Source organism: Novipirellula methanifontis (genome assembly GCF_052161655.1).
GTDB lineage: Bacteria > Planctomycetota > Planctomycetia > Pirellulales > Pirellulaceae > Novipirellula.
Map to the genome: position 1 here is coordinate 5855994 of NZ_CP197418.1, position 18576 is coordinate 5874569.

Sequence of the window (18576 nt, forward strand, 5' to 3'; positions counted from 1 at the left end):
AACCAACCACTCATCGCTGCGTTCGAGCCACTCACAATCGCGAGTAATTGGCTGGATGCCGGCCCAACACGGAAAGAGTATCCTGTATAATGCCCCTGTCTCCTAGCTCACCCCACCCATCAATGCAGACTTATGAAAAAACACGACTCGAATCGACGTACCTTTTTGAAACGCACGGGAACCGCTGCGGCGGCGACTGGAGCGGTTGCCTATTTCCCGTGGACCCAGGCAAGCTTTGCCAATGAAGCCAAGAACGATCGACCGACCATTGGTTGTATCGGTGTCGGCAGTATGGGCACCGGGGATGCTCGTGGCCACGCGAACTTTGGTGACATCGTTGCAGTTTGCGATGTTGATTCTCGCCATGCGGATCGAGCTAAGAACGACGACAAGATTGGTAAAGGCAAAGCGGATACTTACAAAGACTATCGCGAGGTCTTGGATCGCAAGGACATTGACGTTGTCAGCGTCGTCACGCCTGACCATTGGCACGTGAAGATTGCCATTGAAGCTTTGGAAGCTGGCAAGCATGTGTTCTGCCAAAAGCCTCTCACATTGACGCTTGAAGAGAATCAATTGATTCGTAACGCGTGTCGTAAATACCCTGATTTGGTATTCGTTGTGGGAACGCAACAACGCAGTGATCGCAATAAGTTTTTGCGTGCGGTGAACATGGTGCAGAAAGGGTTGCTTGGCGACATCTCCAAGGTAACCGTCGGAATCAACGGCAGCCCCACCGGCGGACCGTTTCCTGTTGCGGAGCCACCAAAAGAATTGGACTGGAACATGTGGCTGGGGCAAGCTCCGAAGGTCGACTACCGCGAGAAACGTTGCCACTACGAATTCCGTTGGTGGTACGAGTACTCAGGCGGCAAGTTCACCGACTGGGGCGCTCATCACGTTGACATCGCAACTTGGGCGATTGGCCAGAACGGTGACGGTCAAGGCCCAATCGAAATTGATGGCAGCGACGCCAAGCACCCCGTTCCCTACGAGAACGGCTACGCGACGGTGGATGATTCCTACAACACTGCGCACGACTTCGCAGTGAAGTGCAAATTTGATAACGGAATCGAGATGAACGTGACCAGCCGTGGTGACAACGGGATCACGTTTGAAGGATCCAAGGGTAAGATGTTCGTCAATCGTGGCAAAATCACAGGCCTGCCGATCGAAGAAAACTGGGACAAGGACAAGTTCACCCAGGACGACGTGATGGCGCTGTACAAAGGCAAGAAACCGGAGGGTCACAAAGACAACTTCTATCGCTGTATTCGCGAAGGCGGACAGCCGATCTCGGATGTCTTCACTCACGTGCAAGCGATGAGTACCTGCCATCTGTCGGCGATTGCCGCTCGCTTGGGGCGTTCCATCAAATGGGATCCCAAGTCGGAGCAAATCTTGGACGACGAGGAAGCCGCCACGTTCTTTGCACGCACGCCACGCGAAGGCTTTGAAATCCATCGCGTCTAGTCGGCTCACCGGGTTGTAAACCCAAAAGTGACTGATAGCACTCCGGAAGGTTATAACCTTGAGGTCTCGTAGAACAAAGACACCCGAGACCTTTGGCGGAAATCGCCCCGGAGATTGTTTCAGAGCCAGTCGGATAGTGTTATTGCAGAGACACGCTGAAAGACCTCTGCCAACGTAGCGATGGCGTGAATCCTTGCGCCGATGTGGATTGCCACAAGCTGAACCGGGCCAATCGGCGTAATACGTTTTTTTAAAAAGGAGCCGATTTTAAAGCGTTTGACCCAAACCGCCGGTACCCGCCCCCCCTTTTCTGCGCACGTGAGGATAACCCTGCGACGTAACAATTCGGCGATCGTTCCGCTTTGTTGGATAGGAGGCCGCTGAAGCTCTTTCGCGTCCCAATATTCATCTCGTTTGGAACAGAGTCATGAACCGTGTCCCATTTTTTGCCGCTCTGATGTTAATCGGTTTTTCTACTTCACTGCTGGCAGCCGAGCCGGTGTCAGGCAAACTCGCGAGTCGCATAGAAAACTTAAAACCAGTCGTTAACCTCGCGTCCGTCGAACAAACGACGAAATACGAGTTGTTTGTTGCCGAACCTGTGCCAGATTTGATGTACCGGCTTGAGTATCGGTACACCGAAACAAGTTACCAAGACGGAAGCGACTGGGCCACATTTTCGGTTTCCGAAGACTACGACACGATCCAAGACTCGATCCTCTGGATCGCACTTCATCTGGTCGCGGAATGGCGGGTGACCGAGTTTGTGCCGCAGCCTCAGTGGGAATCCGTTTCGATTCATAACTCGTACGCGTCGGCCCAAACGGCGTCGAGCCAATGGCAATCACTCGGATTCATCACGAAAATTGTGATTCGCTACGCCGGATATCGAATCGACACGCGTGAGCTAGAGCGAGTCTTTCCATCAGGTTACTGAAGGTAGTGCGAAGGCCTACTGTCCCGCTTTCTGCGCGCGATCTTTACTGCGGCGGTGGCGGCCAGTTCAGGTGCTTGTGAAGAAAATCAAAAGTACCTTGCCCATTGATGCTGTGGCCGCCCTGGAAGTACTCGATGCCGACACGATCTGATTTTCCGAATTGCGCGTACAGCCAGCGGACTTTGGCGAATTCATGGGCCACCCATTGGTCGCGGCCGACGCCGTCGTGATGACCACGTTCCACCATGAATGGTCTGGGGTACATCAGATAGGTCATCTCCGCATAGTCGAACGTGCGTCCGAGGTTCCAGTAAGGCATCTCCCACTCGATGGACCGCATAAACGAGAATGGTTGGTCGGTCGATGCGACTTTGCGTGTCCACTGGTTGAAGTCGCCCGAACAGATCGACAGACAATACTTCGGTAGCGCCGTGGGCACTCGGACTGCGGTCTCACCGCCGTAGCTTAAGCCGTAGAACGCGATCCGGTCGCCATCAACAAACGGTAACGAGTCCAGCCAGCGGAGCATTTGATCGTGGGAGGCGATGATGAAGCTGAACAGCGTGCAACCGATCGCATTGGCCTTGCGATCGAGCCAACGATACTTGTCTTCTCCACGATACAAGTTATGGGGCGCAAACGTGATAAAGCCTCGCTCGGCTAACTTGGCGGCATAGTCATTGTAGGCAGTCTTGCCGTTGTCGATCGTATCACGCGGGATGCCATTGCGACCGTGCTGGCAGACCACAACCGGTCGTTGTTCTCCTGGCTGTAAATCTTTCGGAATTAACAAAGTGCCCCAGGCAAACAACGACTCGTGCACATCTAACACCACGTCGTAGGCGGTCCACCGGTCGGTTTCCGCAACCTTTCGCGTCCGCGCATTGGGTTGCAAAAGCGGCACGTCAAAACGGCCCATTGCTTCGGTCGTAAAACGTTCGCGGAACTTCTCGGTGGCTGCAACAAAAACGTCATCCGCAACGACATCGTGCGTCTTGTCCGTGCTCCAAGGTCGATCCTTCCATTCCGGGTGTACTTTGTACAGAAAGAAGTCATCCCGGACGTGCTCGGATTGCCGGACGAGAGCCTGAACGTGCTGCTCGGCCTGATCGGTGCATCGCTGCTGCCGCTGTGCAATTCGCAACGCTGCATCGGCGCGTCGTTCGTAGAGGCCGTCGATTGCTATGGCGGTTTGCGCAGCGCCAAAGTTTTCAAGGAATGCAGTGAAAGCTTCGTCGGACCAACGAGTCGCCGGAACATCGTTGTCACCGAGAATTAACTGTGGGCCTTGTCCCTTAGCAGTTTGTCGAATCTTCTTGAACTCGGTCTGCACACGATCCGCTGGCGGAGTGACGATGTCGCCTTTGTGTCCCGCAACAGTCGGAAACGGACTGTGCTCAATCAGTAATCCACGAGGCGCGATCAGTGAGGCGACTTCGGCATTGCCAAGCCGCACCGAGCGCCGCCACACATTGCGGTAGATCGGTTCGGACCAAGCGGCATCACTGCTGTCGAAGTAGCCGCTGACGAGCGTGCTGTCGATTCGATCGTCAATCGCTGCGGCGTGCAAGGCGATCAATCCGCCTTCGCCATAGCCGACAATTCCGATCGGCTTGTTGGCTTCATTTTGATCTGCGAAGCAATCGACGGCTGCGAAAACTCGCTGCAGGTCGTAACCGATCACGTGCCGGCCCATGTGGAACGCTTGCCGATAGATCCATTCGCGATCCGTCATGTCGGCTCGCTTGATCCGGTCGTCATCGGTCTGCAGTTTTTCGCGGCTGATGATTGTCGGGATGATCAGATCGAAACCAGTGGCTGCCAGTCGCTTCGCAATCTGTTCATTGGGTCCGAGTCCGTCGGCGAGTCCCAGCAATTGCTCGGGTGACTGATCGGCGTCGGGAACCACAACGCACATGCCGACGGCGGAGTCCTTTTGCTGCACCCAAAGTCCTTCGCCGAACATATTGGCGAACACCGGCCAGCGAACTTGAAAAACGCGAAAACGATCCGACTCGGCAACGAGTGCCGGGTTCAACTGATCGCCGTATTGTTCCAATTGCGGCGGTAGACGTTGTTCGACAACACCGAGTACCGTCCGAAGTTCGGATCGAAGCTCTGTTCTCTGAATGTCATCAATTTCCAGTTCGTGGCGTTTTTCGTTGACGACGGCGATACGCGAGTCGACGAACTTGTGAGCTCCGCTCATCAAGCGGCTTGATAGATCCGATTCAGGCCAATGAAGCGGCTTTGTGCCGGCAAGCGTTTCAATCTCCGCAGCCGGCTGCTCTGGCAGAACGTTCAACAACACTAATGTCGCCCAGCAGGCCGCCGTTGTCGAAATGAACTGATCCTTGCCGTGCGGATAACCGGTTTCGAAGTAGGTTTGGAACGGCTTGCTACGCGATACAACATGCCACGACCCGTCATCTAATTGCGTTCGCAGTAAATACTCCAGACCGCGTTTGTAACTGTCTGCCGTTACCGCAATCCCCGACTCGGCCAGGGCATACAGAACCGTTGCGGTTGCGTAGGCGTCGCTCTCCATCTCCGCTAGTTGAGCCCAACCGCCGTCGGGTCGTTGCTGAGCAATCAAATCCTGAGTCAATTTTTCGGAGCGTTCGTCAAGACCAACGTACGGTAAAGACAGCAGTTGAAAAACGCGATCCTCGGTGTCTTTCGGTTCGGCGGTTTCAAACCATTTCGCTGCGTTCGTTATCGCCTCTTCAATTTTCAACTGTTGCGACGGACGACCAAAGTTTTCGATCGCGCGGAGCGCCAAGTACGTTGTCGCAAAATTGCTTTTCTCCGATGGCGGGCGATTGCTGGAGCACGACCAGACGCCGCTCTCACGTTGCTTACCCAACAAGTAGTCGACGACCGGATCGGTAATGTCGTCTGCCTCACGCTCGCCAGCTTCCAGTCCCCACAAAGCCCAACCGGCCGTATCGACTTGCCCTCCCGTGCCGCGACCGTCGGCATATTGTTTCTGCGATCGTTTCAAGTGCGCGTAGGTATGCTCAAGCTGGCGAAGCAGATTGTCAGGGTCGATGTGAAAGCCATGCTTGCGGGCCTCGGCAAAGACCACGGCCGGCATCGCTTGCCCGTGACAGGTGAAGCATGTGCGGCGCTGCGCCGTTTCCGCCGACGCGATTTCCAGAAGTGGCAGCGATCGTTCGACTGCACCGTGCACCCGTTCCGTAAAACCCAGCGGCTCCGCGGCCGCCAGCAGATGGCAGTGGGAGCTAACATACAAAAGGATGGCAACAACAATGGCGGTTGTTCTAGGCATGTTCAGGAACCATTGAATCCAAATAGTTTTGCCGCGGTACCGCCAAGAATTTTGGTGCGATCGTCGGGCGACAAATGAGAAAGTAAATCCGCGACGCTTATGCGATAGTCTCGATAAGACTCTCCGGTAGCTGCCGAATTGAAGCCTCCTCCGTAGATCATTCGTTCCGCGCCAAATGCGTCCGTCAAACGTCGAATAATGGGTTGCACATCGCGATGAGGGTAACTGTTCTGATCAGGTATCGAGGAAACCTTCATCACCGTATTGGGAAACCGTGACCAGCGAACAACAACCTCATGCTCCTCGGGGGTGCCTTGCATCGGTCGCCCCAGATGGTCGATTATGACCGTTGTGTCGGTAAACTCTCGAATCAACGGTTCGAGCCCCGGGGCATATCGGGGCTCGAAATGCAGTTGAATCGCAAGCCCCAGGTCCGACGCTGTTTTCCAGAGATGCCGTAGCTCTTTCGTACCAAAGGGCGGCAGACGATCAGGAGCGTAAGCGTGGACACGAGCGGCAACGATTCCTCCCGGATTTCGCTGAACCAACGGAGCCATCTTTTCGACCGAACCAGGGCGATCGGCAAAGAACAAACACGTCCCCTTCAATCTTCCCTGGCCAACGTTCAGGCAGTGCTCGAGGTAGTGGTGGTCGTCTTGGTAGGGCTCCGGATGAACGACGACGGCAAAATCGACGCCGGCATTGTCCATACACTTCAAAAGATGCTCGGGAGTTGCCGCAGCGTCGGGCCGATAGGGTGCCCGTGCATGATACGGGAAACGGGGATCTTGACCGGCGAAACAATGAAGATGCGAGTCAACAACCACGCTCGACACGGCGTCATCCGCAAAGGCGGCAGCGGATGAAAGCGGTAGGGTGCTAAGACAACGAAGCAGATCGCGACGATTGAGTTTATTCATAGATGTATCGGATATCGGATAAAACGCGAGATCGCCATACTTTGGATGGCTCGGCGGAAAATCCAAACTCTGGCGAGTTCGGCTACGTGAATGCTTCACAGCGGTGCCTACTACGCCTCCGGCTTCGACACGGTCGCTGCTGGCGGTTTGCCTAGCATACCCCGAATCGCTTACCGTCGCCTCATGTCTTTAACGACTTGGGGCGTGTGATTTATAAGCTGTGCAAGTCACGCATTTCCGCCGGGCTTGCACTGGCGGGATAACGAATGACAACTACCAATGGCGTCCAATACGAATTTCCTGCCACATCCCCCGCGAATCGACAGAGGCGATGCGTGGCGGATGGAAGACATTTATGATGTAATACGCTGCCAACTCCCACCTCGGACCCCCATATGAAAATCCTATGCAAATCGTTGCTACTGGCGGAAATCCTAATGCTTTCCGTCGCGTATGGAGCCGAGCCACCGGTGGCATCGGATCCGACCGCGATCGACCGCGTCGAGAGCAATCGCAAGCCCAATATCATCCTTGTCATGGCGGACGATCAAGGGTGGGGGGATGTCGGCTACAATGGCCATCCGTTCGTGCAGACGCCGCAGTTGGACGCGATGGCGAACGACGGTTTTGTGTTCGACCGCTTCTATGCCGCGGCGCCGGTGTGTTCGCCAACTCGCGCCAGCGTCATGACGGGACGCAACCCAATTCGAACCAAGGTGACCAACCACGGTCGCTACATGCGTCCTCATGAGCAAACGATTGCAGAAACTTTGAAAGCGGCTGGATACGTCACCGGGATTTTCGGCAAAGTCCATTTGGGATCCGGTCAACCCGACTCGCCCTGCAATCCCACGGGGATGGGATTCGACGAATGGGTCATCGGCCTGAACTTCTTTGACAATGATCCCTACCTGAGTCGCAACGGCAAGATCGAACACCGCAAAGGTAAAGGTTCGGTCATCGCGATGGACGATACGCTGGCGTTCCTCGGCAAACATAAGGACCGCGACCAACCCATGTTTGCAGTCGTCTGGTTCCCGTCGCCTCATGATCCTCATCAGGAAGTCCCGGATGGCCCATCGCTTTACGATGGCGAAAAGCATGCCGGATACTATCGTGAAATTACGCTGCTGGACCAACAGCTTGGGCGGTTGCGTCGTGAATTGAAGACCATGCACATCGCCGACGACACGATCCTTTGGTACTGCAGCGACAATGGAGGCCTTGTTGAGGCGACGTCCGGTGGGCGCGACCGAAAGGGCAGCATCTACGAGGGCGGTTTGCGAATTCCGGCGATTATCGAATGGCCGGCGAGCAATCTCAAAGGGCGAACTGCCGTACCCGCCTGGACGTGTGACATCTATCCAACGCTGTTAGCAATGGCCGGAATTCAAATGGATGCTCCCCACCCTCTTGATGGAACGGACATCCGCAACATCATCTCGGTCAAAGCCGACAAGCGTAGCAAGCCAATGGGCTTTTGGCACCTCTTCCAACAGGGCCAGGCGACCTGGAGTGACCGAATCCAGAAAGCGATCATGGAAAAACAGCAAGCCGGGGCCCCCTTGCCTCACGCCCCAGAACGGATCCGCAAGGACGTCGATGAGTTCCCGCAGTTCTCCGAAGACATCGCAACCGGCCATGCTGCGTGGAACGACTGGCCGTGGAAACTGCATCGAATCAACGGCACAAAATACGAACTTTACAACCTCGCCGACGACCCAATGGAAACAACGGATCGCTCTGTCGATCCAGTTCAGCAAACGCGACTGGAACGGATGAAACAAGAACTCAATGGCTGGATGGTTTCGGTCGTCGGTAGCATTAACGGCAAGGACTATCATCAATAGTACTGGTATCAATTAGCTCAAGCTCGTGGAGGCCCACGCCGCTCGGTGAACGCGTCGGTTGAAAAAGCAGCCACGTTCGCCAGAACGCATCTGCGGCGTAAGTCCTATGTCAATTGTCAAATTGCTCGAGTGCAAATCAATTGGTTCAGCCCACCGCCGAAATTCTTTCTGTTGGTTACTCAGCCGAGACTGTGCTGCCGTGCGACCAACCCGCCGCGTCTTAGGTTACACTACAACCCCCGCCCGCTGTGCGACTGTCCTACCGCCGGCAAATTCTTAACCATCTTCGAATGCCTCAACGCCCATGAAAATTCTGTTTTCCACGTTGTTGATATGGCTGGTGTGCCCACTCAGCTTGGCCTCTGCTGACACCGTATTGCGAGCCGGAGCGTCGTCGGTTGATATTTCGCCTCGCAATTTTCCCGCCATCCGTAATGGAGGGTTCCTGCAAGCCACCGAGACGCGGGTCGCCGATCCATTGCACGCGAGGTGTTTGGTACTATCCGATGGCAATGAAACGATCGCGATTACGATTGTCGATTCGTGTATGTTTCCCACCGACATCTGCGATGCGATCAAGTCGAGAGTGGCGAAACAAATAGGCCTGCCCGCCAATCGGATCCTAATCAGTGCCACCCACACGCATTCCGCTCCCTCGGTCATGGCGTATTGCTTGGGCACCAGCCGCGATGAAGCCTACGTCCAGTACGTTGTGCCGCGCGTGGCGGAAGCAATCGTTTCAGCGCATGCAAAATTACAACCGGCAAAGATCGGTTGGACGGCCGTCGACGTCGGCGAGCAAACCAATTGCCGTCGCTGGATCACCCGCAGCGACCGCAAGGGGACAGATCCCTTTGGTCAGCAAACGGTCCGGGCCATGATGCATCCCGGCTACCTGAACCCCGATTACGTTCATCCCGCCGGTCCGATCGACCCGCAACTTTCGTTGCTGAGCGTGGTGGCAGCTGCGGATGACGTTCCGCTGTGTTTGCTAGCCAACTACTCGATGCACTACTTCGGACAAGGTTCCGGCTTTTCGGCCGACTACTTCGGCGAAGTCGCCGGCTTGTTGGAATCGGGTATCGCCGCGACTACGGAACAACCGGCTCGAGAGTTTGTGGGCATCATGTCGCAAGGCACAAGCGGCGATCTGCACTGGATGGACTACGGCAAGCCGCAGCGACGTGTGGACCGTACGCAGTATGCGAAAGCGATTGCCGAAACAGCTTTGACGGCCTGGAAACAGATCCGACATCGATCGGATCTGACCATCGCGATGGCCGAATCTCGGATGAAGTTACAAAGACGAGTCCCGGACGCCCAGCGGCTCGCCTGGGCCAAACCGATTAACGAACAACGCGGCGAGGCACCTCCCAAAGACCGCACGGAGGTTTACGCCCAGCAGGCGGGGTGGATTCACGAACATCCGGAAACCGAGGTGGTGTTGCAGGCCGTGCGGATCGGCGACCTGGGTATTACTGCACTGCCCAACGAAGTCTATGGAATCACGGGTCTGAAACTGAAACGACAGAGCCCCCTGGTCAGCACCTTCAACCTGGAACTTGCCAATGGCGCCGAAGGTTACATTCCGCCGCCTGAACAGCATCGACTGGGCGGATACACGACCTGGCCTGCGCGAACCGCGGGGCTGGAAGTCGAAGCGGAACCGAAGATCGTCGAACGTGTTTTAACATTGTTGGAGTCCGTGTCGGGAAAACAGCGACGAGCCCTCGTCGATCCGCCGAATACATTTTCCCAGGCAGTGATGAAAGCTCAGCCCACTGCCTATTGGCGACTTGGCGACATGGTCGCTGACCATGCCGCCGACGCGACGGGCAAACACCCTGCGCAGTTCGACGGTGGCGTGGCCCTGTACCTGCAGGGACCTGACCTACAGGAAAACTCTAACACTGCAGCACAGGAATCCACCAACCGCTGCGTCTATTTTGCTGGCGGTTCGATGCAGGCAAACGTGTCAAACCTTCCTGCCAACTACAGTCTGTCGATGTGGTTTTGGAACGGCTTGCCCGCAGGCAGTGAAAATCCGTCGGCAACTTTGTTTTCTCGTGGGTCGGGTGAGGGACAAGAGTCGTTGTCGATCGTAAGCAGCAAAGAGGGTCTGCCGGTGTTGGCCATTCGCAGCGGAGTCGCCGAACAAGAAGCGACCGAACAGGAACGGGCCGAGCAACACGTGGGATCGACGCCCCTAGTCACCAAGGCTTGGCATCACGTGACCCTTGTCCGCGATGCCGACGCCGTAAAGATCTTTTTAGACGGCAACGTCCAACCGGAACTGGACATTTCGCTGCGTTTGGCCGGCCCCGCGTCTACTGAATTTTCGTTTGGCAACTTCGATGGCAAGCTGGACGAAATCGCCTTGTTTGCTCGCCCCCTGTCCGCCGACGAAACAGTGGACCTCTATCGTGTGTCGAACATGAAAGCTCCCAAGGCGCCGCCGAAACCCGTCGTTCACGGTGAAAAGCCATCGGACGCCGGAGCCCAAAAACAGTACGCCGAGGGAATTCAGAAATCGCAGCCGATCGCTTATTGGCGACTACATGACAGCAACCGTACCGCTGCCGGCGACGAACGGGCTGTCCACGATGGACGCTACGAACCGAAGTCGGGGCCTCGCAAACCCGGCACTGTGCCACCGAATTTTTCGGGTGGCCGCATGCTGGCCAGCGTTCCTGATTTGAACGACCAATACAGCCTCGAATTCTGGTTCTGCAATCAACTACCCCACACCAACCGTGCGGTCACCGGTTACCTGTTTACGCGAGGCGTCGACGGCGCCAATGGTGCCCCCGGTGATAGTCTGGGAATCGGCGGCACGCATGCATCGATGGGACGGTTGCTGTTATACAACGGCAATGAACGCGGCGAATTAATTAGCGGCGAGACCGTGCTGAGAACCGATAGCTGGAACCACGTGGTGCTGGTTCGCGATGCAAGCCATGTAAAGGTGTTCTTAAATGGCGAACTTGAAATCGACGGCCAACTAGCCAAAACCTATCCCGACGGTTGTCCACAAATTCAGATCGGTGGCCGCAACGATAACTTCGCAAATTTCCAGGGCATGATCGACGAGGTCGCGGTTTACGACCGCACTCTTTCGGCCGACGAAGCCCAAACTCACTTTGCCACCGCCGGCACTAAACCGCTCACCAAAACGAAAACGGAGTCGTCGCAGGAACTCGAGCCGACGACGGCCGAAGCATCTCTTGAAAAAATTCACATTCGAGACGGGTTCGAAGTCCAGTTGGTCGCCAGCGAACCACTCGTGAAAGACCCCGTCGCCATCGACTGGGGACTCGACGGCAAATTGTGGGTCGTTGAAATGGCGGACTATCCGCTGGGTATGGACGGGGCCGGTAAACCGGGAGGCCGCATCCCTGTACTCGAGGACCAAGACGGTGATGGCCATTATGATTCGTCAACGCTGTTTGCCGAAGGGCTCAGTTTCCCCAATGGGATTCTGGTTTGGGGGGACGGCGTCCTCGTTACCGCCGCGCCCGAAATCCTGTATTTGGAGGACAGCACCGGCGACGGCAAAGCCGACATCCGCCGCAGTGTGTTCAGCGGATTCCTGGAGGGCAATCAGCAGTTGCGAGTGAACGGACTGCGCTGGGGGCTGGACAACTGGGTTCACTGTGCCAGTGGCAGCCACCACTCGGGCTACGGAAAAGGCAATCAGATTACCTCCGTGCTGACTGGCCAGGCTCACCAGATTGGCAGTCGCGACTTTCGCATTCGGCCCGATAGCGGCGACATCGATCCGCAGAGTGGTCCCTCGCAATACGGCCGCAATCGTGATGACTGGGGAAACTGGTTTGGGGTGCAAAATAGTCTTCCGCTGTGGCACTATGTGCTGGCCGATCAAGACATTCGCCGCAACCCACACTTTGCTCCGCCCGATCCCAAACATCAAGTGGTGACGCCCAGCAACCCGCCTGTCTATCCCGCCGCGCAGCTGCAAAAACGATTCCACAACTTTGACCAATCGGGCCGCTTTACATCGGCTTGTTCAGCGATCATCTACCGCGACAACGTTTTGTTCCCGCGTGCCGAGAACCAACAGCATGCGTTCACATGCGAACCGTTTCATAACTTGGTCCAACACAACATCATCACCGACGACGGAGTCAGTTTTGACTTTCACCGCGACCCGGCTGAGTCGGACTTCGATTTCTTTGCCAGCCAAGACCGTTGGTGCCGACCGGTGATGGCTCGCACCGGGCCCGACGGGGCCCTGTGGATCGTGGATATGTATCGTTACATGATCGAACATCCGCAATGGCTGCCGCAAAACGGAAAGGACGAATTGCGCCCCTACTACCGGCTAGGTGAAAATCATGGCCGCATTTATCGGGTCGTGCCTACCGGCAAATCGCTCACCACGCCACGGATAGCAAACACGACGACCGGCTTGCTGGGTACTCTGGCAAGTTCCAACGGTTGGCAACGCGATGCAGCTCAACAAAGCTTAGTCCGCAATAAAGAGGCAGCCGCCGTACCCTCTATCGAATCGATGGCAACCGCGGGCGACACACCAGAACAGCGATTACAAGCCCTGTGTACGCTCGATGGCATGCAAACGCTCAGCACCAATATTTTGCAATCCGCATTGCAAGATCCGCATTGCAAGATCCGCATGCCGGAGTTCGTCGACAAGCCGTACGGCTGGCGGCAGAGCATACCGTTGACGTCCTATGGTTGAAGCCGCTTGTCGATGACCCCAACGCCAAAGTGCGACTACAACTGGCCGCGACGCTGGGTGCCTACGATGATCCGATGGCCGCACAATTGCTGGCCCAGTTGGCGACTGATTCGGCGGATGACGTTTACATCCTGGCGAACGTCATGAGCTCGCTGAACCAACGCAACATCGCAGAGGTTCTGACTGCCACGATTGCGTTATCGTCCGATGTGGCGGCGTCCACTGACCACCAACGCCGCTTGCAACAACAGTTGTTCGGGCAGGTCGCGGCTCTCGGCGATGCCATGGCCATCGGTCATGTCATTCGCCAAATCTGCGACGATGCGGACGGCCCGCTCAAACCGTGGCAACTTTCCGGACTGGCGGATCTGCTGGACGGACTAGCGAAACGTAAACTTTCACTTGCTCAGCTGACCACTGCTCAACAACAGCTGATCGACCAATCGATCGATCAGGCCCGTGGATCGGTTTCCGAAACGTCAAAAGATTCAAAAGATTCCGAACGGCTGACGCCGTTGACCGCGGCTTCGCTACGACTGTTGTTGCGGCAGGACGACATGTATGCCGACGATATGCGGCTGTTGTCAAACTTGTTGGTGCCACAGTCGGCGGTAGAGCTGCAGTTGGCTGTCGTCGATCGCTTGGCACTGCAAGACGATCAACAGGTCGCCGAAGTGCTGCTGGCAGGTTGGCAGTCCTATGGGCCATCGCTGCGAGCGCGAGTGCTGGACGTACTGGCGAGTCGTACGCAGTGGAGCAACATGCTGCTGACGGCCGTTCAATCGCGGCGGGTTTCCAGTGGCGAAATCAGCCCCTCGATGCGAGAACGTCTGTTGGCAACCAAAGACGAAACGCTACGCACCGCTTGGACCGAAGCCTTCACTGCGTCGACAAGCCCTGATCGCAAACAGGTTATCGAGCGTTACCAGACCGCGTTGACATTGACTGGTGATGTCGAACGCGGACGGAAAGTTTTTGCGACCAGCTGCGCGGCCTGTCACAAGATTGGCAACGTCGGCCACGACGTGGGACCCAATCTGGCCTCGATCACCGACAAGAGACCACCAACCTTGCTGGCCAACATCATGGACCCCAGCGCCGAAGTCGAGGCCCGCTACTTGACCTATATCGTCGTCACTGTTGATGGTCGCGTCCTCAATGGGTTATTGGCAACCGAAACCGGAAGCAGCATCACGCTGATATCCAACGAAGGCAAACGCGAAACCATTTTGCGTACGGAGATTGAAGAATTGCGTGCGTCAGGAAAATCATTGATGCCCGAGGGGCTAGAAAAAGATCTCTCGCCGCAAGCCGTCGCCGACTTGTTTGCCTTGCTAACCGCGAAACCAGAAACCAGCCAATAACCCATCGATGACTGTGATGCGACGACTTGTTTTGCTGTGGATTCTGCTGCTTGCGCTGCCGCTAGCGCACTGCCATCCGGAATCGTTAACGGTGATGTCCTTCAATTTATGGAATGGCGGAGACGCCGGCGGTCAACCAGACGAAGTCGCCAAGCCCGTTTGGACATGGACTCCTCTAACGCGTGCGGATGATCCCAGTGACCGTCACAACCGCATCGACTTTGTTTTTGTCCGTTCGCAGGACATCACCGTAACGGCTTGCCAACGCGTTGGCGAACCAGGGAATTCGGAAATTCCTGTGCAGCCATGGCCGTCGGATCATCGCGCGATCATCGCCACGATTGTGATCACGGAATCGTGAAAACGCTGGCAACCGAACCACCGTTTGCAGTGGCGAATGGTTGACCACTTACAGCTTTCGTTGGTCGCTGGATTCGATTCACACTCCTTCGTAGCTAGTGTCTGTCATCAAACAGAATGATCCCGTGTTTTACGGGGTTATTTAGAAAAAAGCTCCTTGAAGACTGAACCGTTTGACCGGTTCGAGTGTTGAAACAGTTAGGAAAAACCAATTTCATCACAAATCTTCAAGGAGTGGTCGAGATGCGAAAGAGTTATGAACCTCAGATGCGGTTCGCAGCAACCCCCATCGCGCAGTTGCAATTGAATCTGAATTGTCGTGACGAAATTATACCCGTTCTCGCTGCCCTGCGTCATGTCTATCTCGACGGTCCGCTGCGAAGAAGCCTTACCAACTTAATCGCGCAAGATGTCAGTGAGCTCTCGCGCCGCGATACCGGCAGACCCGGTTTCGATGATTGGCAAATTCTCGTGCTGGCAGTGCTCAGAATGAATTGCAATTTCGACTACGACAAACTCCAAGACCAAGCCGAGAACCATCACAATCTCCGTACGATCCTCGGTGTTGACGATTGGGAGCAAGACCCGAATTTCGACTTTCGCCGTATTCGCAATTCGTGTTGTCTGATCAAGCCTGAGACAATTGAGAAGATCAACCACATCATTGTTCGACACGGACAACAGTTCCATGGCGATGCAGTAGGATCGGCTCGCGCCGACTCGTTCGTGATCGAAACGAATATTCATTACCCAACCGAAAGCAGCTTGATGTACGACGGGATGCGGAAGATCATCCCGCTGGCCCGCACCCTTGCTGACGAAATCAGTCTTCCTCGGTGGCGTCAGTCCGCTCACTTGTTAAAGACGATCAAAAAGCTTCATCGACAAATTAATCAGCTCTCTGCCAGTCGTATCGTCAAAAAGAAGGAGGCGATCGAATCGCTCTACTGTAGCCTGATAGAGCGTGTAGACTTGATCCTCCAAAGAGTCAAAACACTGGAAAAGGCAGCGAAAAACGCATTGCCTCTCTCGCTGCACATTCGGCTTGAGGAACTCACGGGTTGGGCCAGTTTGACCCAACAGGTTCGTGATACCGCGCATCGCCGAGTGGTGCTGGGCGAGAGCGTTCCCAACAGCGAGAAGCTGTTCAGCCTTTTCGAAACTCATACGCAACTCTACCAACGTGGCAAAGCAGGCGAGCCGATTCAGTATGGACGACTGGCAATGATCTTTGAGGACGGTGCGGGCTTCATCAGCCATTACTATCTGATGGATCGTGATGAAACCGACGGCAGTGTCGTGGTTGAGCAAACGAAGATCGCCCAGCAGCGTCACCAAGGTAAGCTTGAAGAACTTTCGCTTGATCGTGGCTTTCACAGCGCGGCGAACGTTAAAGCCTTGTTGCCGATCGTTGGCAACGTCAGTTGTCCATCGCGGAACTCTCAAAACTTTGCAACCGAAGTTGCCAACGAGTCAGACGACTCACGCCGACGTCGACACCGTCACGCAGGAATCGAATCCGCGGTCGGTGCGTTGCAGCGGGGCAACGGATTGAAACGTTGTCGTGACCGCAGTGAAGTTGGTTTTAAACGCTATCTTGGCCTAGCCGTGCTGGGGCGGAACCTGCAGGTGCTTGGCCGGCTATTGATCGCGGCAGAAAACCCCGACGCTGCAGCGGCAAAGACAGTACGTGCAGCGGCCTAATTAGGTCAAAGACACAACGCAGAGTTGATCAACGACACCCTCCTGGCTGAAGGTACGCGCAGTCATCTGAAAACACTGCAAATTCGCCCCTCATCGTGGTGTTGAAGGCGGGTCGCCAACAATCTTCACACTAACGTTTCGCCCTCTCAAGCTGTAAAATTACGCCGCCTCGAGGTTTTATGACAGACACTAGCTACGATCGCCAGCGCGTGGGAAACCTTGTCCGTCCACCTTCTGGCGCAGGTAGCTGACGAGGACGAATCAGACGTTACCTGTTTCAGGTAAGGATAAAGAGCCTCAAAGTGATTCGCAGACGCTCCCATTTGTGCGCCACTAATTTATGAGTTCGGATACGATTGGCGAGGCAGGAAATCGATCGTCCTGGTCTGTAATCGCGATACACCAAGTTCTTGAAGACGCCTCGTTTCATCCAGATGTATAAGTTGCCGCCACACAGGCTGCCCGGCTTTAGCTTGACCATTTGAATAGACTTGCTGAACACGTCTTCCAGAGTTTCCGGGGCTCCACCGCAATCCGCTCGGCAAGATGACGAGCGAATGGACCGAATTCGAGTAGACTGTGCGTATTCCATTCCAACTTAGTAGGATTTCTCGATGCGTTATTGTGGCTTGATTTTGACGTTCTGGATTGCTGCCGTATCAAGCGGCGAAGACTGGCCCGGATGGCGCGGCCCGCGCGGTGATGGCACGAGTCTGGAGACCAGCGTCCCAACACGCTGGAATGGTCCAAGCGGCCAAAACATTCTCTGGAAAACGCCCATACCAGGGTCCGGTTACTCGTCCCCCATCGTTTCGGGAGACGTGATTTTTCTGACCGCGTTTGATCACAACACCTCCGAGCGGACTCTCCACTGTTTGGATCGTTCGAGTGGATCGATTCGCTGGACACGCGCAGTCGTGACGTCGCCGCTCGAAGGAATGCACGCGCTCAATAGTGCTGCGTCCGGCACACCGGCGGCCGATGGTGAGCGCGTCTTCGTGACCTTTTTTCGCACCGACGATCAAACTGGAACAAAAGGTGCCCCCGGTGAAATGGTCGTGGCTGCTTTCGACTACCAAGGCAACCAGCAATGGTTAGTAGCAGCCGGTGAATTTTCCAGCGTTCACGGCTTCTGCACCTGTCCTGTGCTGTACAACGATTTCCTGATTATCAACGGCGATCATGACGGCGAGTCCTACATCGCGGCACTGCGGAAGGACACCGGTGAAGTTGTCTGGAAGACACCGCGAGTTCACCGAACACGCAGCTATGCAACTCCACTGCTGCGACCTGTCGACGGCAAGATGCAAGCCGTGTTGACGGGTAGTAAACGTGTCGCTGGCTTTGATCCAGACTCCGGCAAACGTTTGTGGTGGATCGAAGGTCCGACCGAACAATTCGTGGCGTCCATGGTCTCCGACAACAAATATTTCTACCTCAACGCAGGTTTTCCAACGTACCACGTAATGGCGGTTCGCCCTGGGGGCAAGGGCGACGTTACCGACTCACACGTGCATTGGCACGTTACTGATTCCCAATCCTATGTGCCGTCACCGGTCGTCACAAACGGTTTGCTGTTTGTCGCTGACGACCGGGGAATCGGCCATTGTTACGATACCGGAACCGGAGAACATCTCTGGCGAGAAAGACTGGGACGTCACTTCAGCGCCTCCTTAGTCACGGCGAACAAACTCGTCTACTTCACCGCTGACACGGGCATCACCAAAGTCATGAAAGCGGAACGGACTGCTGAAATTACTCAGACCAACGAATTAGGCGAATCGGTATTCGCCTCACCCGCAATCTCCAATGGCCGCATCTACCTTCGTGGTGTACAGCATCTGTTCTGTATCGGCGAGTAGGGGGCTACAGATAACCGTATGTGCCCAGCAAGTGGGTTAGAATTGGGGTCACATCGCTTTGCCGTAGACTTGCCAGAGCAGCATGACTGCACGA

Annotated in this window: 10 protein-coding genes; 8 read left to right on the forward strand and 2 right to left on the reverse strand. The window is 55.5% G+C overall.

Annotation, left to right across the window (positions count from 1 at the left end):
- Positions 1-132: 132 nt before the first annotated feature.
- The gene (locus SH528x_RS21190) at positions 133-1473 is read left to right on the forward strand and encodes a Gfo/Idh/MocA family protein (RefSeq protein WP_442505449.1); all 1341 of its coding nucleotides are present in this window, start codon (positions 133-135) and stop codon (positions 1471-1473) included.
- 427 nt (positions 1474-1900) lie between these two features.
- The gene (locus SH528x_RS21195) at positions 1901-2410 is read left to right on the forward strand and encodes a hypothetical protein (RefSeq protein ID WP_442505450.1); all 510 of its coding nucleotides are present in this window, start codon (positions 1901-1903) and stop codon (positions 2408-2410) included.
- A 43-nt stretch (positions 2411-2453) separates the two neighbouring features.
- Here SH528x_RS21195 and SH528x_RS21200 read toward each other — a convergent pair whose 3' ends face one another.
- Positions 2454-5702 (reverse strand): dienelactone hydrolase family protein, encoded by a 3249-nt coding sequence (locus SH528x_RS21200; RefSeq protein WP_442505451.1) that lies wholly within the window; start codon positions 5700-5702, stop codon positions 2454-2456.
- A 2-nt stretch (positions 5703-5704) separates the two neighbouring features.
- The gene (locus SH528x_RS21205; protein WP_442505452.1) at positions 5705-6622 is read right to left on the reverse strand and encodes an amidohydrolase family protein; all 918 of its coding nucleotides are present in this window, start codon (positions 6620-6622) and stop codon (positions 5705-5707) included.
- A 395-nt stretch (positions 6623-7017) separates the two neighbouring features.
- Here SH528x_RS21205 and SH528x_RS21210 point away from each other — a divergent pair, with 395 nt between their 5' ends.
- From SH528x_RS21210 to SH528x_RS21235, 6 genes are all read left to right on the forward strand, one after another.
- A complete protein-coding gene (locus SH528x_RS21210) occupies positions 7018-8472 on the forward strand; it encodes a sulfatase-like hydrolase/transferase (protein ID WP_442505453.1) in 1455 nt (484 codons plus the stop codon).
- A 304-nt stretch (positions 8473-8776) separates the two neighbouring features.
- Positions 8777-13192 (forward strand): neutral/alkaline non-lysosomal ceramidase N-terminal domain-containing protein, encoded by a 4416-nt coding sequence (locus SH528x_RS21215; protein ID WP_442505454.1) that lies wholly within the window; start codon positions 8777-8779, stop codon positions 13190-13192.
- Positions 13114-14556, forward strand: coding sequence for a HEAT repeat domain-containing protein (locus SH528x_RS21220; protein WP_442505455.1), 1443 nt, complete (start codon positions 13114-13116; stop codon positions 14554-14556). The genes SH528x_RS21215 and SH528x_RS21220 overlap by 79 nt, the downstream gene beginning before the upstream one ends.
- 16 nt (positions 14557-14572) lie before the next feature.
- Entirely contained in the window at positions 14573-14917 is a 345-nt protein-coding gene (locus SH528x_RS21225; protein WP_442505456.1) for a hypothetical protein, read from the forward strand.
- A gap of 185 nt (positions 14918-15102) precedes the next feature.
- On the forward strand, positions 15103-16620 hold the full coding sequence (locus tag SH528x_RS21230) for an ISNCY family transposase (RefSeq protein ID WP_442505442.1): 1518 nt from the start codon (positions 15103-15105) through the stop codon (positions 16618-16620).
- 614 nt (positions 16621-17234) lie between these two features.
- The gene (locus SH528x_RS21235) at positions 17235-18482 is read left to right on the forward strand and encodes an outer membrane protein assembly factor BamB family protein (protein ID WP_442505457.1); all 1248 of its coding nucleotides are present in this window, start codon (positions 17235-17237) and stop codon (positions 18480-18482) included.
- The last annotated feature ends 94 nt before the right edge of the window (positions 18483-18576 follow it).